The organism is Nostoc sp. PCC 7524, assembly GCF_000316645.1.
Classification (GTDB): domain Bacteria; phylum Cyanobacteriota; class Cyanobacteriia; order Cyanobacteriales; family Nostocaceae; genus Trichormus.
The window spans coordinates 5006373-5031012 of record NC_019684.1 but is presented as its reverse complement, the minus strand read 5'-3'; the positions used below and the strand labels follow the sequence as shown (position 1 = coordinate 5031012).

The 24640-nt window shown below is 42.6% G+C and carries 27 protein-coding genes and 1 tRNA gene; 8 read left to right on the top strand and 20 right to left on the bottom strand.

Features of this window, described 5'->3' with window-relative positions:
- The first annotated feature begins 6 nt into the window (after positions 1 to 6).
- From NOS7524_RS20370 to NOS7524_RS20355, 4 genes are all read left to right on the top strand, one after another.
- Entirely contained in the window at positions 7 to 519 is a 513-nt protein-coding gene (locus NOS7524_RS20370) for a hypothetical protein (protein ID WP_015140371.1), read from the top strand.
- Positions 520 to 524: 5 nt separating this feature from the next.
- Complete coding sequence (locus NOS7524_RS20365; protein ID WP_015140370.1) at positions 525 to 890, top strand: DUF1818 family protein; 366 nt, start codon at positions 525 to 527, stop codon at positions 888 to 890.
- A gap of 51 nt (positions 891 to 941) precedes the next feature.
- A tRNA-Pro gene (locus tag NOS7524_RS20360) sits at positions 942 to 1015 on the top strand.
- 117 nt (positions 1016 to 1132) lie between these two features.
- Entirely contained in the window at positions 1133 to 1534 is a 402-nt protein-coding gene (locus NOS7524_RS20355) for a hypothetical protein (RefSeq protein ID WP_235622372.1), read from the top strand.
- 106 nt (positions 1535 to 1640) lie between these two features.
- Here the strand turns inward: NOS7524_RS20355 and NOS7524_RS20350 are convergent, their stop codons facing one another.
- Entirely contained in the window at positions 1641 to 2078 is a 438-nt protein-coding gene (locus NOS7524_RS20350) for a GNAT family N-acetyltransferase (protein WP_015140368.1), read from the bottom strand.
- Between the two features lie 69 nt (positions 2079 to 2147).
- Positions 2148 to 5153: an L-glutamate gamma-semialdehyde dehydrogenase gene (gene pruA / locus NOS7524_RS20345; protein ID WP_015140367.1), complete on the bottom strand. Its 3006-nt coding sequence runs from the start codon at positions 5151 to 5153 to the stop codon at positions 2148 to 2150.
- A 257-nt stretch (positions 5154 to 5410) separates the two neighbouring features.
- Here pruA and NOS7524_RS20340 point away from each other — a divergent pair, with 257 nt between their 5' ends.
- The 4 genes from NOS7524_RS20340 to NOS7524_RS20325 all read left to right on the top strand — a co-directional run bounded on the left by NOS7524_RS20340 (position 5411) and on the right by NOS7524_RS20325 (position 9638).
- On the top strand, positions 5411 to 6391 hold the full coding sequence (locus NOS7524_RS20340; protein WP_235622371.1) for a molybdopterin-dependent oxidoreductase: 981 nt from the start codon (positions 5411 to 5413) through the stop codon (positions 6389 to 6391).
- 35 nt (positions 6392 to 6426) lie between these two features.
- On the top strand, positions 6427 to 7854 hold the full coding sequence (locus NOS7524_RS20335) for an adenylate/guanylate cyclase domain-containing protein (protein ID WP_015140365.1): 1428 nt from the start codon (positions 6427 to 6429) through the stop codon (positions 7852 to 7854).
- 120 nt (positions 7855 to 7974) lie between these two features.
- Complete coding sequence (locus tag NOS7524_RS20330) at positions 7975 to 8820, top strand: class I SAM-dependent methyltransferase (protein ID WP_015140364.1); 846 nt, start codon at positions 7975 to 7977, stop codon at positions 8818 to 8820.
- Positions 8821 to 8996: 176 nt separating this feature from the next.
- Positions 8997 to 9638: an HD domain-containing protein gene (locus NOS7524_RS20325; RefSeq protein WP_015140363.1), complete on the top strand. Its 642-nt coding sequence runs from the start codon at positions 8997 to 8999 to the stop codon at positions 9636 to 9638.
- 244 nt (positions 9639 to 9882) lie between these two features.
- Here the strand turns inward: NOS7524_RS20325 and NOS7524_RS20320 are convergent, their stop codons facing one another.
- The 18 genes from NOS7524_RS20320 to NOS7524_RS20235 all read right to left on the bottom strand — a co-directional run bounded on the left by NOS7524_RS20320 (position 9883) and on the right by NOS7524_RS20235 (position 24638).
- Entirely contained in the window at positions 9883 to 10644 is a 762-nt protein-coding gene (locus NOS7524_RS20320) for a phycobilisome rod-core linker polypeptide (RefSeq protein ID WP_015140362.1), read from the bottom strand.
- 106 nt (positions 10645 to 10750) lie between these two features.
- Positions 10751 to 11464, bottom strand: a complete 714-nt coding sequence (locus NOS7524_RS20315; RefSeq protein WP_015140361.1) for a phycobilisome rod-core linker polypeptide — start codon at positions 11462 to 11464, stop codon at positions 10751 to 10753.
- 34 nt (positions 11465 to 11498) lie between these two features.
- A complete protein-coding gene (locus tag NOS7524_RS20310; RefSeq protein ID WP_015140360.1) occupies positions 11499 to 12242 on the bottom strand; it encodes a phycobilisome rod-core linker polypeptide in 744 nt (247 codons plus the stop codon).
- Positions 12243 to 12373: 131 nt separating this feature from the next.
- Positions 12374 to 13213 carry a phycobilisome rod-core linker polypeptide gene (locus NOS7524_RS20305; protein WP_015140359.1) on the bottom strand — a complete coding sequence of 280 codons (840 nt, stop codon included), beginning with the start codon at positions 13211 to 13213 and terminating at the stop codon, positions 12374 to 12376.
- A 234-nt stretch (positions 13214 to 13447) separates the two neighbouring features.
- Positions 13448 to 14050, bottom strand: a complete 603-nt coding sequence (locus tag NOS7524_RS20300) for a HEAT repeat domain-containing protein (RefSeq protein WP_015140358.1) — start codon at positions 14048 to 14050, stop codon at positions 13448 to 13450.
- Positions 14051 to 14123: 73 nt separating this feature from the next.
- Positions 14124 to 14954, bottom strand: a complete 831-nt coding sequence (locus NOS7524_RS20295; RefSeq protein WP_015140357.1) for a HEAT repeat domain-containing protein — start codon at positions 14952 to 14954, stop codon at positions 14124 to 14126.
- A gap of 10 nt (positions 14955 to 14964) precedes the next feature.
- The gene (locus NOS7524_RS20290) at positions 14965 to 15207 is read right to left on the bottom strand and encodes a phycobilisome linker polypeptide (RefSeq protein WP_015140356.1); all 243 of its coding nucleotides are present in this window, start codon (positions 15205 to 15207) and stop codon (positions 14965 to 14967) included.
- A 40-nt stretch (positions 15208 to 15247) separates the two neighbouring features.
- Entirely contained in the window at positions 15248 to 16108 is an 861-nt protein-coding gene (locus NOS7524_RS20285) for a phycobilisome linker polypeptide (protein WP_015140355.1), read from the bottom strand.
- A gap of 134 nt (positions 16109 to 16242) precedes the next feature.
- Positions 16243 to 16734: a phycocyanin subunit alpha gene (cpcA, locus tag NOS7524_RS20280; protein ID WP_015140354.1), complete on the bottom strand. Its 492-nt coding sequence runs from the start codon at positions 16732 to 16734 to the stop codon at positions 16243 to 16245.
- Positions 16735 to 16823: 89 nt separating this feature from the next.
- A complete protein-coding gene (locus NOS7524_RS20275) occupies positions 16824 to 17345 on the bottom strand; it encodes a phycocyanin subunit beta (protein WP_015140353.1) in 522 nt (173 codons plus the stop codon).
- A 606-nt stretch (positions 17346 to 17951) separates the two neighbouring features.
- Positions 17952 to 18551 carry a HEAT repeat domain-containing protein gene (locus NOS7524_RS20270; protein ID WP_015140352.1) on the bottom strand — a complete coding sequence of 200 codons (600 nt, stop codon included), beginning with the start codon at positions 18549 to 18551 and terminating at the stop codon, positions 17952 to 17954.
- Positions 18552 to 18649: 98 nt separating this feature from the next.
- Positions 18650 to 19420 (bottom strand): HEAT repeat domain-containing protein, encoded by a 771-nt coding sequence (locus tag NOS7524_RS20265; RefSeq protein WP_041555395.1) that lies wholly within the window; start codon positions 19418 to 19420, stop codon positions 18650 to 18652.
- 144 nt (positions 19421 to 19564) lie between these two features.
- A complete protein-coding gene (locus NOS7524_RS20260; protein ID WP_015140350.1) occupies positions 19565 to 20401 on the bottom strand; it encodes a phycobilisome rod-core linker polypeptide in 837 nt (278 codons plus the stop codon).
- 145 nt (positions 20402 to 20546) lie between these two features.
- The gene (locus NOS7524_RS20255) at positions 20547 to 21035 is read right to left on the bottom strand and encodes a phycocyanin alpha subunit (RefSeq protein ID WP_015140349.1); all 489 of its coding nucleotides are present in this window, start codon (positions 21033 to 21035) and stop codon (positions 20547 to 20549) included.
- Between the two features lie 74 nt (positions 21036 to 21109).
- The gene (locus NOS7524_RS20250) at positions 21110 to 21628 is read right to left on the bottom strand and encodes a phycobilisome protein (protein ID WP_015140348.1); all 519 of its coding nucleotides are present in this window, start codon (positions 21626 to 21628) and stop codon (positions 21110 to 21112) included.
- A gap of 689 nt (positions 21629 to 22317) precedes the next feature.
- Positions 22318 to 23256, bottom strand: a complete 939-nt coding sequence (locus NOS7524_RS20245; protein WP_015140347.1) for an RluA family pseudouridine synthase — start codon at positions 23254 to 23256, stop codon at positions 22318 to 22320.
- 10 nt (positions 23257 to 23266) lie between these two features.
- Complete coding sequence (locus tag NOS7524_RS20240) at positions 23267 to 23983, bottom strand: Uma2 family endonuclease (RefSeq protein WP_015140346.1); 717 nt, start codon at positions 23981 to 23983, stop codon at positions 23267 to 23269.
- A 304-nt stretch (positions 23984 to 24287) separates the two neighbouring features.
- A complete protein-coding gene (locus NOS7524_RS20235) occupies positions 24288 to 24638 on the bottom strand; it encodes a four helix bundle protein (protein ID WP_015137800.1) in 351 nt (116 codons plus the stop codon).
- Between the last annotated feature and the right edge of the window lie 2 nt (positions 24639 to 24640).

Here is a 24640-nt window from a genome sequence, read left to right as displayed (position 1 = left end):
GGTAGGATGAGCAAACATTTATCGTTCATTCATCCCCGACTCCAGCCTTGGCATACACTCACTGCTTTGACGGTAGTGAGTGTAATTGTTTTAGGTGCAGGGATGGATCAATTCACACCCATTAATTTACTCAGCATTCAACCAGCCCAAGCCCAGAGGATTAGTCCTAGTGATGTGTGGCAGTTGGTATATCAACAATTACCTGACTTGCCCAAGGAAAACCAATATATCAGCAGAGAATCTGGGAGAGTTGCTGAGAACAACACTTTAGCTAGTCGATTGATTAGATATCACATTTATATCAAAGAACGTGCGCCCAATTACCGCCTTGATTGGAAGCTAACTTTGGCTGATTACCTAGATGCCAACGAAATTATGCACGAAAACACTTACCCAGGTAATGATACATTGCGGCAGAATCCGTTACCAGGCGATCGCGCTGCCATTAAACGCCTTACCCGTAGCCAAAGAAATGCCCTAGCACAAGTCCTCACTAACATTTTTAACCCCAATCCCTAATCCTCATGGAACGACTAATTAAAAGCGGTGATGGTTGGCGTATTGGTTGGAACCCAAATGCAGCTAAATATCAAGGTTTAGTAGGGACTGATGATTGGGCAGTGGAGTTAACCGCAGCTGAGATAGATGATTTTTGCCGTTTGTTAGCACAGCTAGCAGACACCATGAAACAACTCACAGCCGAGTTAATGGATGAAGAAAAAATTGCCTGTGAAGCCGAAAGCGATTTATTATGGATGGAGGTGGAAGGCTATCCCCAGAAATACAGTTTGCGCTTTATCCTCAATTCTGGACGGTGTGCAGAAGGTAAATGGCCAGCCTCTGCTGTACCTGGGTTATTGCAAGCTACAAGAATGCTAAAAGTTTTTTGAACTTACCCCTTGATTTTTCTAGAGCTTTGCGATAATATAGTAATCCGTGACCGGGGCGTAGCGCAGCTTGGTAGCGCGCCACTTTGGGGTAGTGGAGGTCGTGGGTTCGAATCCCGCCGCTCCGATTAATAAAATCCCTAATCCTGCTAATCTTCAGTATAAGATTGGCAGGTTTTTTAAAATATTACCTATATATCCTCGGAATAATTTAGTAAAAAGTATGCAATTGCTCATCTGTCTATGTGAGTAAATTATCTATACATAGTTCTTCCTTCAGCAAGATAGCTCAGGTTTTTGGATTAAACAAAATAGGGAGAGACAATCTTTGCAAACGGGAAATTACGATGAAAGCTATGGTATCCGTTGCTATTGATATAGAGTCACTTATACAAGATATGAATCCTGCACAAGCAGAAACTCTATTAGGAGGGTATTGCCAGTATAAAGAGGATTATCCTTATGGTTACATCATCAATATTACTAAATTCGAGCAGGATTCAAAAAAACAACCTGAAAGCACAAAGAGTAAAAACTTTAGCAATCAAAAAATTAACACAATAGACAATTCTAGAAAAATCTACATCAATGGGGTTCCCATCAAAGGGGAAAGAAATATTATCGTTATATATAGGACTCATATTTGATTTCTGAAAAACCAAATTGGCTAGAAGCTTGCCATACAAAGGTTTATTTCTCAGTATACTTAGCAAGATTCAAGTACGATTCCTATAGTAATAAAACTACACATTTTTATTTTAGTTTTTTCCTCATTTCTATATGGGGAATACCTGCTTCTATAAAAATGTCTCCAACTTCAATAAATTCTAGTGTTTGATACAGAGGCTTTATATAAACTTGGGCATGAATGATAACTTCAGAAATATTATAACTAGCAACTACCTCTAGTGCTTTCTCCATCATCTTCCTGCCGATTCCTTGTCCTCTAGCTACTGATAACACAGCTAATCTTTCTATCTTGGCAGTTTGCTGATCTAAATATCTAATTCTGGCAGTACCTACGGCTTGATGATTTAAATAGGCAATTAAATGATCAGAAGTTTCATCTTTGCCATCAAATTCTAATAGTGGATCTACTGCTTGTTCTTCTTGAAATACTGTTTTTCTAATGGCTGCGATCGCTGGGAATTCTGTTGGTATTTGAGCGATTCTAATGATGACATCTGGCATTATGATTTCTGTATTTTTTATCTATTCAGTAAAAATAGGTAGGGCATTTACCCCACCTATTTTTATAGCTTAATCTGCCCCTTCAATGGGTGCAAAACCTTGGCGTTGAATGTTTTCTGTAATTGTGCGTGGTTCAAGGAATTGCAGGAGATAATCAGGGCCTCCGGCTTTAGAACCGACACCAGAAAGTTTAAAGCCACCGAAGGGTTGCCGAGCCACGATCGCACCTGTGATGGTACGGTTAATATATAAATTCCCGACTTCAAACTCTTCCTGTGCTTGTTGAATGTGGGAAGGTGTGCGGGAATAAATGCCACCCGTCAAGGCGTAATTGGTATTGTTGGCAACTGCTAAGGCTTGGGCAAAATCTTTAACTTTAATTACTGCCAACACAGGGCCAAAAATCTCTTGTTGAGCAATTGTGGCATCTGGTGCGACTTCACTAAAAATGACGGGGCCGATAAAATAACCGTGTTCCGGTGCGGGTAATTCCAGTGCTAACTGTGATTCTGCCTTACCCTTAACAATATACTCGCGGATGCGATCGCGGGCGTTAGCATCAATCACAGGGCCGACTTGGGTACTTGGTAACTCTGCCTCGCCAATATTCAGAGACTTCGTAGCTTCCACCAATCGCCGCACAAAGGCATCATAAATAGGTTCTACCACAACCACCCGTGAACAAGCAGAACATTTTTGTCCACTGTAACCAAAAGCTGACTGTACCACACCCACAACAGCTTGGTCTAAATCAGCACTTTCATCAACGATAATGGTATTTTTGCCCCCCATTTCTGCGATTACCCGCTTCATGTGCCGTTGTAGAGGCTTGAGGGTAGCGGCTTCTGCATAGATGCGACAACCGACTTCTTGAGAACCTGTAAAAGCAATCAGATGGGTATCGGGATGACTTACCAAATAAGCACCCACTTGTGAACCCTTACCTGGTACGTATTGAAAGACACCTTTAGGAATACCAGCTTCTACTAAAATTTCCGTGAGTTTAGCAGTAATCACAGAAGAAGTTTCCGCAGGCTTGAGCAGAGTGCAATTGCCTGTAACCAAAGCAGCAACAGTCATCCCACAGGCGATCGCCAACGGAAAGTTCCAAGGCGAAATCACCACAGCAATGCCACGGGGCTGGTAGATATAACGATTAGTTTCTCCAGGTACATCATAATTTATACCTTGATATAACCGTTCCATCTCATCGGCATAGTAGCGACAAAAATCTATCGCCTCCGAAACCTCCGCATCTGCTTCCTTAACAGGTTTCCCCACCTCCAAAACAATCCAAGCCGAAAGTTCCGCCCGACGCTGTGCCATCAAATCAGCCGCCTTCCGCAAAATTCCCGCCCGTGCCTTCACAGGTGTTTTCTTCCAACCAGGAAAAGCCGCCTTAGCCGCCTGCATAGCCTGTTCCGCTTGCTCAACAGAAATCAACCCAACCTTCCCAATCACCTCACTAAAATTAGAAGGATTAACAGAATCAATCACCTCAGAAGTATTCACATACTCCCCATTAATCAACGGCAAATAACTCTTCCCTAATTGTTGACGCACAGCCCCAAAAGCCCGCGCCGCCTCCTGTCTTTCCTCCTCATCCGCATAATCCGTATCCGCCGCACCCAAAAACCCTTCCTTTCCTTCTTTGCAACTTCCCTGCGGGACGCTCCGCGAATGCGCCTTTGCGTGAGCTAAATCAATATCTGGTGCTGCAAGCAGTTCTTCTATTGGCCGATTCTCCAAATTTTGCCGCAAGAAAGAACTATTAGCCGTATTTTCCAACAACCGCCGAATCAGATAAGCCATCCCCGGCAACAATTCCCCATAGGGACAATAAACCCGCACCCGATAACCCCTATCCACCAAAGCCTTAGCCAACTTATCCCCCATCCCGTAAAGCACCTGCATTTCAAACCGCCGTCGGGGAACATTGAGACTTTCTGCTATAGCGATCGCCCGTGCTTGCGATCGCACATTATGACTACCAATGGCAGAATAGACATACTGATGATTTTCCAGCAATAACTGAGTTATCGCCTCAAAATTGGCATCTGTTGCGGCTTTATCGTTATAAACAGGCTGCGCCCAATGTTTTTGGGCTGCCTTGATAGTTTCCTGATCCCAATACGCACCTTTAACCAAACGAATAGTTAAAGGATAACCACGCTGTTTTAACCAAGCAATGAGATTTTTGGCATCTTGTTCACTATCACGCAGATAAGCTTGAATCGTCATGCCAATATCAGTGCGTTGACGAAACTCATCTTCCAATAAGATTTTTTGCAAAATATTCAGAGTTAAGTCTTTATAAGCATACTGTTCCATATCAAAATGGATAGCTGCACCTAACTCTTGAGCGTGACGTAACAGAAACCGAATGCGATCGCTAACTCTTTCTTCACTACCCTTAGCATCTAACGGGTCAAATTGGGAATAAAACGCTGTTAATTTCACAGAAACCTGGACTTTTGGTAAAGGTTCCCCATCAGCTTCATCAATAGCCGCAACATTTGCCCAATTTTTAGATGCTTCCGTTAATTGTGTAATTAATTCTAGATAGCGTTCGAGATAAGACTGTGCCTCTACTTCCGTAATTACCGCCTCACCAAGTAAGTCAATGGTGAAAGCCATCTTTTCTTTTCGCAGTCGTTCAACAGTTTTAATGACTTGTTTAATATTTTCCCCAGAAATATATTTAAAAGCTAAAGTCTCAACTGCTGTAGACACAGTAGTTGCAGCCACTTGTCCCGGCATAGAGTCAGGGTTGGCAAAGTTGAGCATTCCCTTTAGGGCGGCTGGGAGTTCTACGGATTCATCGCCTAAATATTCTTGGAGATGGGCAGCAATTTCCGCTTTACTACGCAGTGCTGGGAGTGTATCGATAAACCGAAATAATTGCACCCGTAAACCGGGGTTACTCATCGCCCAAGTGAGTAATTTATCATCCCAACGCATTTGATCACGTAGGGAAGCTAAAAATGAGCGATTTTCTTGAGTTGCAGCTAAAAGTTGTTTAGCAATTTCTTGAGTTTTAGCTTCGTAGGTGCTGGTTTGTACTTGTAATACCACTGATAGAAACTCCTGATGTGAGTTAAGTCTTTAATGTATGAAGTCCGTGCTTTCTATTGTGACTCGTCATTTTTTTTGTCACCACAGATCAGAAATTCAAAATTAAAAAATTAAAGGGAATTTTGGTTTTGTGTGTCAAGTTTTTTCTGGACAATTTTGATACACCGTGTAAAACAGTAATACACGAACGAAAAAGGGAGTAGGAGGAGATGAGGAATATACGGAAAACTCACAACTCGCTACTCAGCACTGTCATTATGGCTGCTATTTACCTGGGAGGTTGTACACAGCAGCCTACAAATGAACAACTGGAAGTATGGCGTAAACAAGCGATCGCTCGCAATGCGGAAATTGTCGCAGATAATGCCAAAAACACCCAAGAAAGTGAGTGGAATTTAATTATTCAAGGTGAGACAACAACTGGGAAAGCGGTGACGTTAAATTGGCAGCAACTACAAGCTTTGGCGACAACTCATCTCAAAACTACTGATGCTAATTACATCCTTCAGCCCAATCAGGTGTTTGATTTTCGGGGTGTGCCTGTCTCAACACTGCTGCAAAAATTTGGTTATCAGTCTGATGTGACTGAAGTAACATTTATTGCTTATAACTCTTACCAAGTCACAGTCAATTTACAAGACTTATTAAAGTATCCGATTATTTTAGCGATCGCTAATAATGGTAAACCCATGAGCCGTAATCAAGGCGGCCCCATTTATCTAGTCTTTCCCCATACTCAATACCCCCACCTAAAACAGCAATACCCCGATTCGTTTTGGGTATTTTATGTCAGCCATATGGTTATAGGAACAGAACCAGTACGACTGCAAGTAGGAAACCAAGAACTTAACCTAGCTGACTTAGAAACATTACCCCAAATCACCATTACAGAAACCGTGGGTTATCGCAGTGGCTGGCCGAGTGGCAAAGTCAAACTACACGGTGTACGTATACGGGATATTTTAAACTTTGCCAAAGTCAAACTATCCACTTCTGAGAAAGTGGTAGTGCAAGGTAAGCGCAGAATTTACCAAAACAACGTTAACCCTGTGCAATTAACCTCTGCTGATATCCTCAACTGTGAAATTCTCTTAGCAACTCAATGGGGTGATGATAAACAACCCATTCCAGCCAAAATGGGTGGCCCTGTTACCTTAGCTTTTGGTTCTGATTGTCAAGCTAAAACTCAGGGTTGGCGGTGGGTAACTTATGTAGAGGAACTGGTGCTTAAACCATGAAATCTTTAATTTTCCAGTCAATCTGTACTCGGATCATGGCCACTACTACACTTTTACTGCTAACTGTAATTGGTGCAATTGTCTCTGTCTGGGCAAAAAGTGAAAGTTATCTCTACCAAAAAGAAAGTGTACAGAATGCTAATTCTTTTGCCAGAGTGTTAACTTATACCTTGGGTAATGAATTAGTAGAAGAAAATTGGAGTCAAATTCGCCTCACTCTTGATGTACTCTTACAGGAAAATCCAGACTTTATATACGTTTTAGTCTCCGATGCCCGTCAAGAAAATGTGATTGTCGCTGCTTCCCTAAATGAGTTACAAAATCAGTATGTTCCCGATGTTGTGCCTGTAGCAGTTACCAATGCAGCCTTAGAATCCACACAACCCTTAACTGTAACAGAGACATTTATTCTTCGAGACATCTATTTCGCTAAAAATTTACGGGCAGAAAGGGGTGAAAGGGTGATGGAAGTAGCCTCAGAGATTCGTTTATCATCTGGTGAAAAAATTGGCACGCTGCGGCTAGGTATGTCTTTACGCCAAGTTAACCGTGCTATTACTGGAGTCATCAATCAAGCTTTGGTAGTTGGCTTGATTAGCCTAGTGGTTGGTTGGATACTAGCGTATATTTTAGCCAAGCGATTGAGTGATCCCATCCGTCGTTTGCAGCTGAGTGCAATGAAAATTGCGGCTGGTGATTGGCAACATCACGCCCAAATTAGTAGTAAAGATGAAATTGGGGCATTGGCGACTGCATTTAATGAAATGTCTGCCGCTTTGCAAGGTTCGTTTAACAAATTACAAAAAACCTTAGAATCTTTCGAGTTATTTGTACCGAATAAATTTATTTTAGCGATCGCACCCCAAGGAATTGAAAATATCGCCGTGGGTGTCGCTGCTACCCGGACGATCACAATTTTATTCTGTGATATCCGGGGCTATACTTCCATGTCTGAGGTGATGACACCTCAAGAAACCTTCGCCTTTCTCAATGATTATTTAGCTTGTATGGGCAAGGCGATAGACAAAGCCGGGGGATTTATTGATAAGTATATTGGTGATGCTATTATGGCGCTGTTTGATGATGCTGCTAGTGATGGTGCATTACAAGCAGCAATTTTCATGCAGCAAGCTTTAGATACCTTTAACGATGAAAGAATACAAAAAGGTTTAGCGAAAATAGCTGTGGGGATTGGGATTCATCGCGGTGAGGTAGTTATGGGAACGGTGGGTTTTACTTGCCGGATTGATTCTACTGTTGTCGGTGATGCTGTCAATATTGCTGCCCGTGTTGAGCAATTAACCAAATACTATGACTGTACAATTCTGCTCACTGAGTCAGTAGTCAACAGTTTATCCTTGCGAGAATTATTTTCCCTGACATTGATAGATGAAGCTGTGAAAGTCAAAGGCAAAGATGAAGCGATCGCTATCTACGAACTTCAAGTTAAAAATAGAAAATAATGAATAAATGATATCTTTCTAGACCCATTATCTACATAAATCACCCTTAAATAAACCGGATTGAATCAAATCAGACACCCAAATTATGCTAAAAAATAGTGTGAGTTTTGATCAGGTGTTATGGTTAACAATCAAAAAGTCGAATTACCGTATTTTGACCAATTACTAGAAGGATTTAATCAAGGAAATACCGAATTAATTAAAACCTTTGGTCTCCACGTACATTGGGGCTACTGGGCAAACCCAAATACAGCAGATGGTTCAATAGATGATTTTGCCACAGCAGCAGAAAATTTAACTCGCCGAGTGTGTGATGCAGGTGGCGTTGCTGATGGGCAGAAGGTGTTGGATTGTGGTTGTGGATTTGGTGGGACGATCGCTAGTTTAAGCGATCGCTTCAGCAATATGCAGCTAACTGGTTTAAATATAGATCCTCGTCAGCTCGCTAGAGCCAGAGAACAAGTCCAACCCCGTAATCATAATCAAATCGAATTTATCCAAGGAGATGCTTGTCAGTTACCTTTTGCAGATAATTCGTTTGACTTGGTACTGGCTGTTGAGTGCATCTTTCATTTCCCCAGCCGTCAACGTTTTTTCCAAGAAGCATGGCGAGTCCTGAAACCAGGCGGCAAATTAGCTATTTGTGACTTTGTACCCTTAAAATTTTTCCGTCCCTTGATGAACATGGCAGCAAATTTACTGGAACCAAGCGTTAGCAACACCTACGGCAAAGTTGATAGTAGTTTTACCCTAGACACCTACCGTCAACTTGCTCAAACTACGGGTTTTACATCCATCGTAGAAGAAGACATTACCATCAACACCCTACCCACTTATCCACTGCTCAAACGACTTCAGCGTGAATCGGGATATGAGCAATCTGCTAACTCTACAGCTGTTGCTGAATGGATTAGTCGGCTAGGGATACTACGTTATTTGATTCTTTCCTATCGCAAGAATCTCTAGATTTATTTGATTCTATTTCCCCCCTTTTTAAGGGGGCTAGGGGGGATCAACAAGTGTTTAAAAACACAGCCAACCACTTTTCAAACATTCTCTTAGCCTGAATTACTATCTGTGACTGGAAATCGGTATAAGTTGGCTAAAAATTTCTTAATATCAATAGTGGAAATATAGCATCTATGTCTACAGAAAATCTCACAAATATTGTTTTTGATAAATGGCAAAATACACTCCAACCTTTTGGAGTTGACCAAATAGCAATGAAGACAGCCTTTACTCAATTAGTTGAGACCTATTCTACTCCAAATCGCCATTACCATAACCTGACACATATTAATCATGTGCTTGACATAATTCAGACATTGGAAAATTATACTGAAAACCAAACTGCTGTGAAACTTGCAGCTTGGTTTCATGATGTTGTGTATGATACTCAAGCAAAAGATAACGAAGAGAAAAGTGCTGAATATACAAATAAATTCTTAAGTAATTTAGGAATTCCGATTGATCAAATTCATAGTATCACTCATCTCATTCTGAATACTAAACATCATCAACCCGATACAGATGATCCTGATAGCCAAGTCTTATTAGATGCTGATTTGGCTATTTTAGCTGTTAATTCAAATCAGTATTGGGAATATACCAATGCTATTCGCCAAGAATACTCTTGGTTATCAACACCAGAATATATTGCAGGACGTAAACAAGTTTTAAAAGAATTTTTACAAAGACCGAAAATCTATTCTACGCCTTTAATGTTTGAGTTCGCGGAACTACCCGCTAGAGCTAATCTTACAGCCGAAATTCTCAGACTATAGCAGAAGGCAATAGGCAATAGGCACTCTTGCAATAGGAAATAGTAGAATCCATGCCATGAATGAGTTTGAGCTTTTAGTCATGTCCTAATCGCCTTGTCTACAGCTATATTTCCAGAAAATTAAACAACTGGGTCTAGCCTCCACTCAATGTCACGCCCAGCTAACAAAAAAACTGCTAACTTTTCGTCACATCAACGCACAAACTAGACCCAGTATGAAATTTTAGGCGTTCAGATGTGAAATCTTAGCGTTTGCCACGGTAAGGTACTGCACTGAGATAGTCAATATCAAAGGCAGAAATTCTTTGAGCATAGTTGCCTTTGCCACCAACTGCTACTGCCATATCGGAGTATTTGCGTGGATCTCCTTCAGCCAGTCTTCTTTCTTGGAACTTGCGGCTGTAGAATTTGTCCAAGGTAAAGCGCCAGTCGGTTTGCACTGTACCGGCTTTTTCTTGGAAGTCTTCGCCGTAGCGTGGTGTTACCAAGTTGTGGGGACGACCTTCTAAACGCTTGCGTTGGTAAGGTACAGTATTGTCACCAAAGTTTTGGGCGTATTCTTCGCTGTCGAGGAGTGCATCCACAAAGCCAGCAAACCCCTTAGTACAAATGACAATTGACCAAGCAATTTGCTCGTCTTGATTGTAAGAAGCACGTCCTAACAGACGTTTGAGGGTAATGTCAACTAGACGATAGTTGTTGTTAACAGATACCACCAAACGATAGAAGGCTTCAGACTTAGCCAAACCACGAATGAAGTCTTTTACAGAGATTGCACCTGTAGAAAGTTGAGATTCCAAAGTTTTTTGGCGGTTGAACTTGAGAATCTCATGTTCGCTGAACACTTGGCGATAAGCAGCCCAAATGATGTTCTGCATATCAGTGTAAGAGCTGACATCTTCAATGCGATAGATGTATGGTGTATCTTCGTTTTGGTCAGCTACACCAAAGCTTTTGACTCTGTGGTTTTGAGAGCTTGGTTTGTATGAAAGTAATGGCAGTGCCATGCTGAGTCTTCCCCTTTTAACAAATTAAACAGCTAACTCTGGCAATTGAAAGAGGATTGATTACTCAAAATCCTCATTCATGCTTTACTTATTTTCCCCCATTAGGTTAGTAGCCAGAATTAATTCCGAACCAATTTAGTATCAGCAGTAAAGCAATGCTGGCGGACATTACCAGTAATACAGCTGATATTGCGGCCACATCAAATTGGCGGTTCGATGTATACCATTCGGTAACATAGCGTCCCTTTCTCACAATACCAGCACGTTCCCGATAATCTGCACCGTAACGGGTGGTAAAGCTGAATGGCCTATCTGTGGTCATCCGTTTGCGCTGATAGGGTACAGTGAAATCACCAAAGTTCTGCTCATACTCTGTACTATCAATCAGCGCATCGACAAATCCACCCCAACCTTTAGTACCAATGACAATCGACCAAGCGATTTTTTCTTCTTCGTTGTAGGGTGCGCGTCCCAATAAACGTTTGAAGCAAATTTCTACCAGTCGATAGTTATTATTGGCTCCAATCACTAGCTCATAAAATCGCTCTGATTTAGCCAAACCCCGAATAAAGTCTTTAACGGTGATTGACCGATTTTTCAGTTGGGTTTCTAGTCCAATTTGGCGATTAAATTTGAGAATCTCCTGTTCGTTGAAGACTTGGCGATAGGCAGACCAAATTAATTCTTCCACTTCGCTGGGAGAGTTGGCATTTTCTAAACGGTAGATGTAAGGAGTATCTTCATTGACATCTGCCGTTCCAAAACTTGGAACTCTTTGATTTTGAGTTGTGGGTTTGTAAGCCAGTAAAGGTAATGCCATTGTTGGAGTCTCCGTTTGTAGATGATGGGACAATTTACCGTACAGGGAAATTGGCGCTAGGATTTACGGAGTATGGGATTCCTTCGGGTGTAGCAGAGCGGGTGGTGTCAGGAATTTGGATGTTAGCTGTGCTAACTGGTGTGTAGGAAACTGTCCTAATTTCCAGTGATTTAGCTAATTCCAAGAAGTTCTTGACAGCACCTGGCTTGTAGCGTTCTGCTTCTAGTCTGTCGCGCCAGTAGTCGCCGTAGCGTGGTGTAACTAGATTGAAGGGTCTATCTTTGTAGCGTCGCCGTTGGTAGGGGACGATGTTTTCACCAAAATTGCTTTGATACTCTTCAGAATCCAACAGAGCATCAACAAAACCATCCCAACCAACGGTGGCTATTTTAATTGACCAAGCAATTTCTTCATCCTTATTATAAGGTGCGCGACCCAAAAGGCGTTTCAGGGCAAGTTCTACAAGGCGGTAGTTAGAGTTACTCTTAATTACTAAACTCTGGAATGCCTCGGACTTAGCAATACCCCGGATGAAGTCGCGGACACTGATGGCTCTGTTCTTGAGTTGGGATTCTAAATTGCTCTGGCGGTAGAATTTCAGGATAACGTGTTCGCTGAAAACTTGACGATAGGCAGCCCAGATTAATTCTTGGGTGTCGCCATCATCAGCACAGTCTTCAGTGCGGTAAATTTTGGGGGTATCTTCGTTAGGAACTTCGTACCCAGCAACACGCTGATTTTGAGAACTGGGTTTGTATTCAAGTAAAGGAATGGCCATAGTTCACTTTTGTTATCGGTTGTCAATTGGGTATTGGGGAATGGGGACTGGGGAATGGGGACTGGGTATTAAGAATAAATTCTCCCTTGTCTTCTTTTTCTCCCTTGTCTCCTTTGTCTCTCCTACCCTTACTAAGTGGTTTTGATGCCGGGTAGATAACGATAGGGCAGGGCGACGGCTACGGGTTTAACTGTGACTTCGGGGGTGGTAACTTCCCGGCTGGTGTCGGGAATTTTTATATCTTTGATTTGGGAGGTAACGGAGGCAATGGTGCGCTGATAGTTACGTTCTGGGGTGATCATTTTCCCTGCTAGTGCCATGAAGTTGGCGGGGATAGCGCGACGAATATCTTCTGTGGTTAAAGTGCCGGTGGTGCGGGCGCTGTAGAAGGAACGTCCACCCAGATAAATTAGGGTTTGGCGATCGCGCCAGTAAGCGTTATATCTGGGGTTAACTAAGTTAAAGGGTCTGTCTTTATAGCGACGGCGTTGGTAGGGAACGATATCATCGCCAAAGTTTTGGACGTACTCTTCACTATCCAATAGGGCATCAATGAAGCCGTGTAATCCTTTGGTGGCAATAACAATTGACCAAGCAATTTCTTCGTCTTTGTTATAAGCTGCCCGTCCCAAGAACCGTTTTAAAGTGATGTCAACTAAGCGATAGTTGGAGTTAGTTTCTGCTACTTGGGTACGATACACTTCCGATTTACCCAAACCCCGGATAAAATCACGGACGTTAATGGCACGATTCCGCAGTTGAGATTCCAGGAAGTTTTGGCGGTTGCTTTTGATGATTAATTGTTCGCTGAAGATTTGCCGATATGCTGCCCAAATAATGGCATCAATATCAGTATCGTCGATAGCGGCAGACAGACGATACATTACAGGAGTATCTTCGTTGGGAACTTCGTAACCTTCTACACGTTGGTTTTGTGTAGTTGGTGAATATTCCAATAGTGGTATTGACATTTTTACTTTGACCTTTTGTTATGGGGGGTTGGGGATTGGGGATTGGGGATTGGGGATTGGGTACTGGGGACTGGGTACTGGGGACTGGGAAGAAAACGAGTTAATTTTCTGAGTTTCCCAATTACCGTCTACTTTTGGTAAACGCGTAGTCTGTAACCTGTAACCTGTAACCTGTAACCTGTAACCTGTAACCTGTAACCTGTAACCTATCACCTGTCACCTATCACCTGTCACCTATTGACTCAAAGCTAATAACACACGCGCACAGACGGATTTTTCGTTGTCTGTAGCTAGTATTTCTTGGAGTCTAGTATGGATGGGTTGTTGTAAATCAGGTAGATTGGCTAGTCCTTGCAATCCAACAATGGCGGCATAACGAATCGACCATTCGGCATCTTGGGAGATAAAAAATAGTGTTTCTAAAGCTTTTTGGACGGCTGTTTGGTTTTCAGGTACGCCTAATTTATCCCAATGTAAGCGCCCTAAGCCTTTGGCCGCAGCCCGACGGACACTAGGTGCGAAGTCGGTGGCAGCTGCGGAGACTAATACATCTAAAGCACGGGGATGTGCGATCGCTGCTAAGGTGCGAATCGAATAAGCCCGTGCGCCATAGTTATAGTCATCTATTTGAGCGAGTAACTCTGGTACTGCCACTTCTCCCAAGTCTACCAAGGCGGCAGACGCGATAGCTGCTGCGGTGGGGTTGTTATAGCCAAACACGGCTATTAAGGTGGGAATTGCAGCTACATCTTTGGCTGCTGCCAAGTTCTGTACTGCTTTTACCAGTTGCTCTGGTGTATCTGCCAGAGCAACGGCATGAATTAGTTCATTAATCATTAGTCAATAGTCATTAGTCAACAGTCAACAGTCAACAGTCAATTACTTTTGACTATTGACTATGGACTGTTGACTACAACAATGAATCCATGAGGTTCATGACGCGGATGGCATCATCAGATATTGAGAGGGTATCTGACTCTTGTGGGAGCTGATGCTCTAGCAATCCTTTGAGGGCAATGAGTTTGAAGCTATTTTCTGCTTTGGCGTTGGCGATCGCATCTGCTGCGGCCAAATACCCAATTGCACCCAAATCACCCAATGCTACACGACGCAGGTTGAGGTCGTTACCTTCTAACACTTTTACCAATAGCTCTCCATATATTGGTTGCTGTGTGAGTTGATACATGGCTCTGGCTGCGGCGCATTGCACTCGTGGGAATGGATGCTCTAGGAACGGCTGAATCAGAGGGATAGCCTCAGCTGCACTAATAGCCCCCAAAGCCTCTAAAACTGCTTCGTAGGGCTGGGTCAGATGTGGGCGGCCTGGTACTTGCACGGCCTTGGCTACACCCCCATCTAGTAATCGAATTAATGCTGTAGCTGCTGTGGGATCTTGCAGCATTTCTAGGGATTGGGCGGCTGCTTCGCGGACATAAAAGTCGGAGCATTCCAAGCATTTAATTAAACCTGGTACGGCTTTGCGATCGCCTAATTTTCCCAATGCTCTGGCTGCGTTACGTCTAAGAGGATAACCTCCTAGTTCGGTTCTGTCGGCTTCATCCTCTAAGGCGGCGATCAGCCCATCTACAGCAGCAGTTTCTTTGACTCGATACTTACCCAACCACCACGCAGCATAATAGCGGAGACTTAAGTCTGATGATTGCAGGTTGGCGATCGCTACTTCTGGCGTGAGCTGTGGCCCGTTCTCGGTAGAAAACTCTTCCGCACTGGGTTCTATCATTGCCAGGTTGCTATTCTCCTGCGGCTGTCAATGGCTCAATCTTGACGATTTTTCCGCCCAAGCGGGTAATCCGTTGGTATTCTTCGTTCATCCGGCTGTAGGGTACGGTGATGAACACGCTACCACTACGACGAATGTTGTATTTGTTCTTGTCGGTTTCTGAACTTTGGCGTAAGCCTACGACTTCGTAACGAAATACTCGACTAGCAGATGAAGAAACGCTACCAGTCCCAAGAGTAGTTTGACCGAACATTACTTCTCTATCTCCTGTTGGTTGTGAGTTTTACCGCACCTTACGCTGAGGTGACGCTAACGATTTTGCCACCTTGCTTGTGAATCTGCTGGATCTTGTCAGAGAGCCGCTCGTAAGGTACTATGAAGACCGTGCTACTCCGGCGTACACTTGGGTAGCCAGGGTTACGAATTCCGGTAACTTCAATGCGGTAAACGCGATCGCCTTCGCCCACTGCATTACCTAAGTTCTTCTTAGGAGCAACATCTGCTGAAGCCCGGAAACCCCAATTATCATTAGTTCCAGATGGCCCAACAATTGTCGAAGCTTTGTTGCTTGCCAATTCCCGTGCTAACCGAGACTTACTGCCTTCTACTTGAGCGCGATCGCTGTTGGCATAACCACGATATAACCGGAATAACCGATTGAAACCGGCGATTTTCTGCCCAGTTTGAGTTTCAAACCCACGATAGTAAGGCACGATGTTGTCGCCAAAGTTATTTTGATACTCCCAAGAATCAATATAGGAGTCAATCTCTGCGTCGTAACCTTTGGTTTGATACAGATCTAGGTGGTAAACAACTTCTGACTCATCGTAGGGAGCGCGACCCAACAAATGCTTATAGTTGAGTTCAATGAGCCGAGTTTGGAAGCTGTTGTAGAAGAATTTCTGTTTGTAGAGTTCTGATTTGGCAACGCTCCGGACAAATTCCCGCACTGTCAGATTGCCATCTCTCAATAGAGACTCTGCACTAACTAGGCGTTCAGATGCCATGATGTAGTCATTTCCCAAAACGTGCCGATACACAGCACGAATTACAAGTTCTACTTCTTCTCTGCTAGCGTTGGGGCGCAGTTCTACTTTAGGTGCGTCGCTAAAAGGCTCTGTTCCCAGCCTAGATGCTGCTGTTGTAATTGCCATTTTAATTTCCCCTTGTCTTGCTGGCTGAATAAAGCTTTTATTTATGCCTACATAAAACGATGCCCGGAACGAGATTCAACTGCTAGGTGACTACTACATCCAGCACTTGCACCCCTTTCCGGGCATGATGCTATCTAGCTGAGAGCGTTGATAGCGTAGTCAATGTAGGTGTTAGCTTCGTTAGCAGCTTGACCGCTCAAACCATGATTAGCTTTGATGTGCTTCAGAGCTTCAACATACCAGCTAGGAGACAAGTCAAAGGTGCTGTTGATTTCAGCCAAACCAGCAATTAGGTATTCATCTAAGGGGCCAGTACCACCAGCAACCAAGCTGTAGGTGATGATCCGTAGGTAGTGACCAACGTCACGAGCGCACTTGGATTTACCACGGCTGTCAGCAGCGAACTGAGGACCAGCTGTTTGGGTGGTGTAGGGGAATTTTTGGTAAACAGCTTGGGTTGCACCGTCAATCAAGCGTTGAGCGTTAGCGGTCAAACCACGAGCAGCTTCTAAGCTAGCAGCAGCACGCTCAAAACGACCACGAGCGGATTGTAATTCGGTGTTGCCCAAAAAGCGTCCTTGGGTATCAGCAGCTGCGATTGCTTCGGTAATGGGGGTCTTAACCATGATGTAAAATTCTCCTTGGTAATTTCGTAATTTTTGGCCTAGTAACCTAAATCATTAGGTTTGGGTGCTGGGCTTTTTTTTAATTGCAATTAAGCAACAGCAGCAGCTGCACGGTCAAAGTAGCTAGCTACTTCAGACATCAATGCACTGCAATCACCTTTGGTGATACCGTTGGGGTCGTTAGCGATGCCAACAGCAGCATCTTTCATTTTTTGAACGCCAACAGCTACGGAAGAACCAGGAGTACCCAAAGCTTGGTAGGTTTCGCGCAAGCCATTCAAGCAACGGTCATCGAGAACGCTAGCATCACCAGCTAAGATAGCGTAGGTAACGTAACGTAAGATGATTTCCATGTCGCGTAGACAAGCAGCCATGCGGCGGTTTGTGTAAGCGTTACCACCAGGAGCAATCAATTGGGGTTGCTCTTCAAACAAAGCGCGAGCAGCGTTTGTAACGATCGCAGAAGCGTTGCTGGTGATGCGGTTAACAACATCTAAACGCTTGTTACCTTCTTTAACAACGTTTGCCAAGGCATCTAGTTGTTCGTTGCTCAGGAACTCGCCTCTGGAGTCAGCTTGGGAAACTACCTTGGTAAATACGTCTAATGTCATGGACTTTAATCTCCTAATTCTTGTTTGAGAGATGTCTGGATTAAAACTGGCTATGTTTTATTGGGAATGGTTGACAACAGACCAGTAATCAAACTGCCTCTCTAGTTAGCCTCAAATTTCTTAGTTCCTACTGAACAAGAAAAATGAGAACTTGGGGTGACTTTATGAGAAGCTGGCAAACTTTATGAATTGATTGCCTTGTTTAACTTTCGTCTGTTATTTACCCCTCCAGCTTATGTTTATACAATGCTATAGATCCTTATTTTGTTACAAATTATGAATAAATAAGTTGCAGGAATAAGAACCACCTCAAATCCTTTACATACAAGGGATTTACCTGAGAAAATCGCTGATTTTTTGTAACTTAACTTCATGAATCAGGAATTTTAAGGAAAATATTGGCGGTTTAATTTTTTCTTAATAGTCTCAAAACCCTAGATAGAACAACATATTGCGGTTTTACACGAAATTTTTCGTCAGGGTGGTTTTTGTGAATAAACGTAAAATTAATCTTTCTCAACATTTGATTTGATGGGGAGTGGGGAGTAGGAAGTGGGGAATTGGGGCTGGAAATTAGGCAAAAATTTCTCCTTAAGCCCCTACACCCTAAACTAAAGCGATCGCCATACGTGAGCGAACAACCGGATCTGCTTCTTGGGCGATCGCTTGTTGTAAAGCGGCTTTCGCTTCTGGGGTGGCAATTTCTTGTAAAGACACCGCCGCCGCATAACGTAATCCCCAATCTTCTGGGGTGAGTAATGCCCAAATTAGCTTTTCCTGGGCAGTTTGAATGACTTCTGGGTGATGGCAATTGCTGGCTATTTTTCCTAACCCCCTGGCGGCAATACGGCGGACGTTACCCTGACAATGGTTGGCAACAGATGTCCCTACCACTGTGGTTAATAAATCTAGTGCTTGTGCATCACCAATTTGGGCTAAAGCCTGAATGACGTAAGCTTGAAACCCCTGATCCTGCGTGGCAGCACAAGCAGCAATTAAAGGTTTTACCGTGATAGTTCCTAACTTGACTAAAACTTCTCCAGCCGCAGTTCTCACAGCAGGATGGTGATGATCAAATGCTGCGATTAAGAAACTAATATTGGCTAAATCTTGTGTGGCACTGGCAGCTATGGCATGAATAGCAGCGATCGCTGCTTCTGGTGTGGCGGTGTGAGGGATTTGTAAATCAGATGTGGGTGTATTCATCGACTTGATTGTTGATAAAAAAATGCACAACAAAATGGATTGGAAATATCAAAGCTAATCAATCCCCAACCACTAACTATTAATATTGAATTTGTACTTCAAAGCTGAATTAATAAATCATCAATTGCTCGAAAAAGTAACATTGATTTGTGATGATCAACAGGTTCATGATTCAAGATTGCCTCTAAAATTCGCTTCAAATTTAAGAGTTTCAAACTGTTAGGAACTTGCGCCGCTAAAATAGCCTGTATCGCTTGTTGATGACCAACTGCACCTAAATCAAATACTGCCGCCCAACGTAAATACATATTTTCGTGGTTGAGCTTCTGCACAATCCTGTCAATGTATTGGGGCTGTTGAGTCAACAGATACATATATCGAGCCGCCGCACATTGCACACGCTCAGAAGAATGCTTGAGAAACGGCTCAATTTGTGGACGTGCTGACCAAACTTGTAAACTAGCCAAGGCTTCAATCAAAGCTTCGTAAGGTTGCTCATGGCTCGATTGCAAAAGATTGAGCAAAGGACTCACAGCGCGTTGATCACCAATTGCAGCTAAGGCGGCGATCGCCGCCTCTCGCAGACGCAAATCCTCAGCACATTCCAACGCCGCAATCAACGCTGGTACAGCTTGAGGATTTTTGAGTTGTCCTAGCGCCCTGGCAGCTTGGCGACGCAGAGGATACCCCCCCGATGGGATGCGATAGCGTTCATCAAACAAGGCTGCACACAACGCCGTACAACTAGCTTGGACGCGATGTTTTCCCAACCACCAAGCAGCGTAATAGCGGATTTGGTTATCGTCACCAGACAACGCCGCGATCGCTGTTTCTGGGGACAGTATTGGTTCAGTAGAAATAGTATTCATGGGCATTGGGAATGGGGCATAAATCAATTCAAAATAGCCTAGGGCAAGGCTTCCGCCTACAAAATTAAGAACTTTTGGGAATGGGGCATTGGGGATAGGATATTTCCCCCTGTCCCCTGTTCCCTGTCCCCAATCCCCTAACTCCTAGACTGGCGAAATTTTAACTATTTTCCCGCCCCGTTTATGAATTTCTTGATAGGTGGCGGACAGTCTGTCAAAGGGTACTGTGTAGACTTGTCGGCTGCGACGGATAGCTGCATTGGTATTTAATCCACCGGCGATCGCTTCAATCACGAACATCCGAGCATCTCCCCGTGCATCAGAACTAACGAGGGTGGGTGCGGCTGAAACAAAGCTTGTACCTGCGGAGGTTGGCGGTAAAATCCCATTAGCTAAATTTAATGAAACTCTTGTCCGTAAGCGAGAATTTTTACCACCCATCTGTGCATTATCACTGTTACCGCGACCGCGATACATCTCAAATATGCGGTTAAATCCTACAGTTTTCATGCCTGGAATTGATTGAAAGCCTCGGTAATATGGCACGACTGAATTACCAAAAGCATTCTCATATTCTGGGCTATAAATGTAGGAATTAATTTCCGTATCGTAGCCACCAGAAGCATAAAGGTCTACATGATAGGCAATCTCAGACTGATCGTAAGGTGCGCGTCCTAATAGGTGCTTGTAGTTCAATTCAATGAAACGCACTTGGGAGTTTTTATAAAAAAAGCATTCTTTGTAAAATTCTGATTTTGCTAAAATCTCCACAAATTGCCGCACACTAATTTTGCCATTTCGCAGTAGAGCTTCTGCACTGGTAAATTTTTGGCTAACATATATTCCTTGTCTGCCAAAAATTTGCTCATAAGCAGCGCGAAATACCCGTTGCAAATCATCTTCATCCCAATTTTGGCGCAGTTCAATTTTAGTGCTGATGGCATCTCTAATTGCTAGCCGTTCTGCGACTGAACTATTCATTTTGGTAATCACTCCTTGCTACAATTGAGTAATGAATAATGAGTAATGAGTAATGAGTAAAAAATTTACTTATTACTCACTACTTATTACTCATTACTTTTCAATTATTTGCTGTACCTATTTCCAAAGACCCACAGGCTTTGTCTTAACTTAAAGCGTTAATTGCATAGTTAATGTAGGTGTTAGCTTCACCTGCAACATCACCATGTAAACCATGATTGTCGCGAACAAATTCTAGTGCAGCTACATACCAGCTAGGAGATAAACCAAGCGCACTATTGAGTTCGCTTAAACCAGCAACTACATATTCATCTAAGGGACCAGTACCACCAACTACACAGCAGTAGCTGATAGTGCGGAGGTAGTGGTCAATGTCACGTACACACTTAGCCTTACCTTCTGGAGTAGAAGCATATTGAGGACCACTCATTTGAGTGGTGTAGGGAAATTTTTGATATACATGATTTGCTGCTGCTTCTGCCCATTTTTTACCATTATTAGTGAAGGCTTTAGCAGCTTCTAAACCTGCACGGGCGCGGTTGAAACGACCAAAGACTGCTTGCATTTCGGTATTGCTGAGGTAAGAACCACGAACATCAGCAGCAGAGATTGCTTCGGTCAAAGGTGTTTTCATACTTCTCCTAATCTCCTCGATTTGCGGTGAATTATTGATAGTCAGGTTGAAAAAAGTGTTGTAAAAAAAATTGATTAAACAACTGCTGACCCAGCACGATCAAAATAGCTAGCTAATTCAGCGATTAACTGGCTACAATCTCCTTTAGTAATACCAGCAGGATCATTGGCAATTGCTACTGCTGCATCTTTCATTTTTTGAATACCGGAAGCTACAGCATCACCAGGAGTACCCAGGGCTTGATAGGTTTCACGCAAACCGTTTAAACAGCGATCATCCATCACGCTAGCATCACCCGCTAATACAGAATAGGTGACATAGCGCAGGATAAATCCTAAATCACGAATACAAGCTGCTTGGTTACGGTTATGGAAGCAAGCACCGCCAGCATTAAAGATTTGTGGACGTTCAGCAACTAATGCACGATAGGCATTAGCTACGATAGATGAAGCATTACTGGTGAGTCTGTTAACGATATCTAGACGTTTATTGCTATCAGCAACCATTGCTGATAAAGCATTGATTTCATCACCACTTAGATATGTGCCTTTTCTATCTGCTTGTTCAACTACTTTGGAAAAAGCATCGAGCATTTTTGGTTCCTCCTAAAGTTTATTGCAGACTTTTATGCGGCTTATAGCAATTGATTGATGCAGATTTAAAATCATCCCAATAGCCAACAATTATTCCAATCATAGACTTGAAATAATTGCTTTTCAGGGTAATTAAGTATTAGAAAAAGCAGAAGTTTTGTTGGCTTTTTTAAATTGCTTGTAAAACCTTGTTCGTATTTTATATATGGCTTGACTGAATTTTTTATTAAGTTTAGTGAAATAGTGTTACTGCATACAGATTTACCCAAAAATTATTAATTGATAAACGTTGTAGTTATTTTGAATGCAGTATGCTTTAACAATTAAATAATTTTGTTTATATTGCTTAACAAACTCTCGTGTCGGATTTTTACATTAGTAGCAAATAAAGCTTATATGTGTGGTTATGCTGACAGTATGAATTTATGAAACAAGGATATTTGAGGTTTTTTAACCAAAAAATCTGTATCTTATACAACAAAAATATATTTTCCCTGGCTAGATAAAAATGATTATCATTTCAAAACAGCGATAGACAAGCATAGGTATTAATCACCTGTTAACTTTCTGTTGACAGGCTTTTCACTCAATATTGCTGTGATTTACTGCAATATTGAGTGAAAAATCTATATGTAATGTTTTGTAAACTTGAGTAACAAAAAATCAGAAAATTTTTTGGAATTCTCATTTTAAGAAGAGATAGCAGTTCTGCGTCGAAGAACATCTAATAGGGTTGTAAATGTTTGTGGAGGCGATGCTGTGACTTCTATCCAATCTTCAGATATGGGATGCTGTAACTTTAGTCGCCAAGCGTGGAGTGCTTGACCTGGTAAATTGACTCCTAGAGAACGACCAGAACCATAAACGGGATCGCCAACAATGGGATGACCGATTTTGGCGCTGTGAACACGAATTTGATGGGTGCGTCCGGTTTCGAGTTGAAAATGGATGAGTGTGTAATTTCCCAGGCGTTCTTGGATTTGCCAATGGGTAATTGCGACTCGTCCGCCTTGTTCTACGGGGACAATAGCCATTTTTTTGCGGTCTTGGGGATGACGACCGATAGGTAAATCTACTGTCCCACTTTCAGTTTTTGGCGCACCGTAAACTACACCTAAATATTCTCGACGTGCGGTTTTGGCTTGGAGTTGTGCTTGTAGATGTTGGTAAGCAATATCGGTTTTAGCGATCGCGATCGCTCCGGTTGTATCTTTATCTAAACGATGGACAATCCCCGGACGTTGCACACCGCCAATACCAGGAAGGTTGGGACAGTGTGCTAACAAAGCATTTACCAGTGTGCCATCGGGATGACCGGGTGCAGGATGAACTACTAAACCAGCAGGCTTATTGAGAATTAGTAACTGTTCATCCTCATAGAGTATATCTAAAGGTATATTTTCGGCTTTGAGTTCTAAAGGTTGCGCTTCGGGAATTTCTAGAGTGATGCGATCGCCTACTTTCACACTGATTTTTTTCGAGGTGCAAACTCGACCATTCAGTTGCACTTTACCCTGTTCAATTAATTGCTGAATCCGAGAACGGGATAAATCTGGTAATTCTTCAGCTAGATAACGGTCAAGACGTGTGCTATCTTCTTCTACTTGTAAAAAAAAATTGTTCACCATTGAGTTTTATTCATAGTTCGTCAGGGTTAATTCCCTTAGCTTTTAGCAAAGTACGCAGTGCTTCTAGTTGGCTTTGTGCTTGTTCAGCGCGCTGGCGTTCTTGTTCAGCACGTTGGCGTTCTTGTTCTAATTGAATTTGTGCTTGTTCTATTTGTTGAGCCAGTTCTAAGTATGTGAGAAAGGGCTGTCCATCTGGACGATAAATTTGTAGTTTGCCATCTGACAATTCAAAGCGGATACCAAGACGGGGACTCACCCAACCGGACATTTGGGGAATTTCTATTAAATCATTATGAGAACGCAGCCAACCGCTTAATTCTGATGTATCTGGGTCATAAAGATAATATTCTTCTACCCCATGATGTTCGTAAAACTTGTATTTAGAAATCATTTCTTTAACAGTGTTGCTAGGAGAAAGAATTTCAAATACTACTTGTGGGGGAATATTACTTTCTTGCCATTGTAAATAAGAACCTCTATCGCCTTTTGTCCTGCCAAAAACTACCATGACATCAGGCGCACGTCTTATAGTATTATCACCTTCCACTGGGTACCACAACAAATCACCAGCAACGAACACATTGGGATCATTAGCAAATAATAAATCCAGATTTTTTTTGATGAGTACGATTAACTCAAACTGCTTGGTATTGTCTGCCATTGGCTGTCCATCACTTTCAGGGTAGATGATGCCTTTTGATGTGGAAGATGGTAACTGAGTGACCATTGCTATCATCCCAAATTCACAGAGGTATTGTTAATTTTAACGAATTTGCTCAAGGTTAAAATTTTGTATTCTTCTCCATAGCAACGCAGAGTGTGTACTGATGAATGATGTGTTGGTATGTTGTTTGATTGGCGAATTGTTGCATTTCCTCTAGTAATTTAGACATCAGGCACAAAAATTATACACAAACTGTGACATCTGCATTTCATCTTATGGGTTCTTGGCAACTTTTGGTGATCTTAGCCGGGGGAAGGCAGAGGGCAGAGGGCAGAAGGCAGAAGTCGGAAGAGTAGAAGTAATAATTTCAACCCTTGAGTTTGTTTAAAGTAGCAACTAATATACTTTGCATTTCCTCAACTTCATTTAATACGGGAGTGAAAAGGTCTTTATCAGCTAAATCTACTTCTTTGGCAATGATTAATTGCGTATCAAGTTCTCTCAAAGAACCTAGCGCAATATGTAAAAACTGGATATATTCTGGTTTGGAACGCCTACCATAGCCTTCAGCTATATTAGACGCTACAGATACGGATGAACGGCGTATTTGACTAGTTAAACCGTACAATTCTGACTGAGGAAATAGGCGGGTAAATTTATAACAATTGATAGCAAGTTGAACTGCCCTTTGCCAGATAAACTGATTTCTATAACTCATAT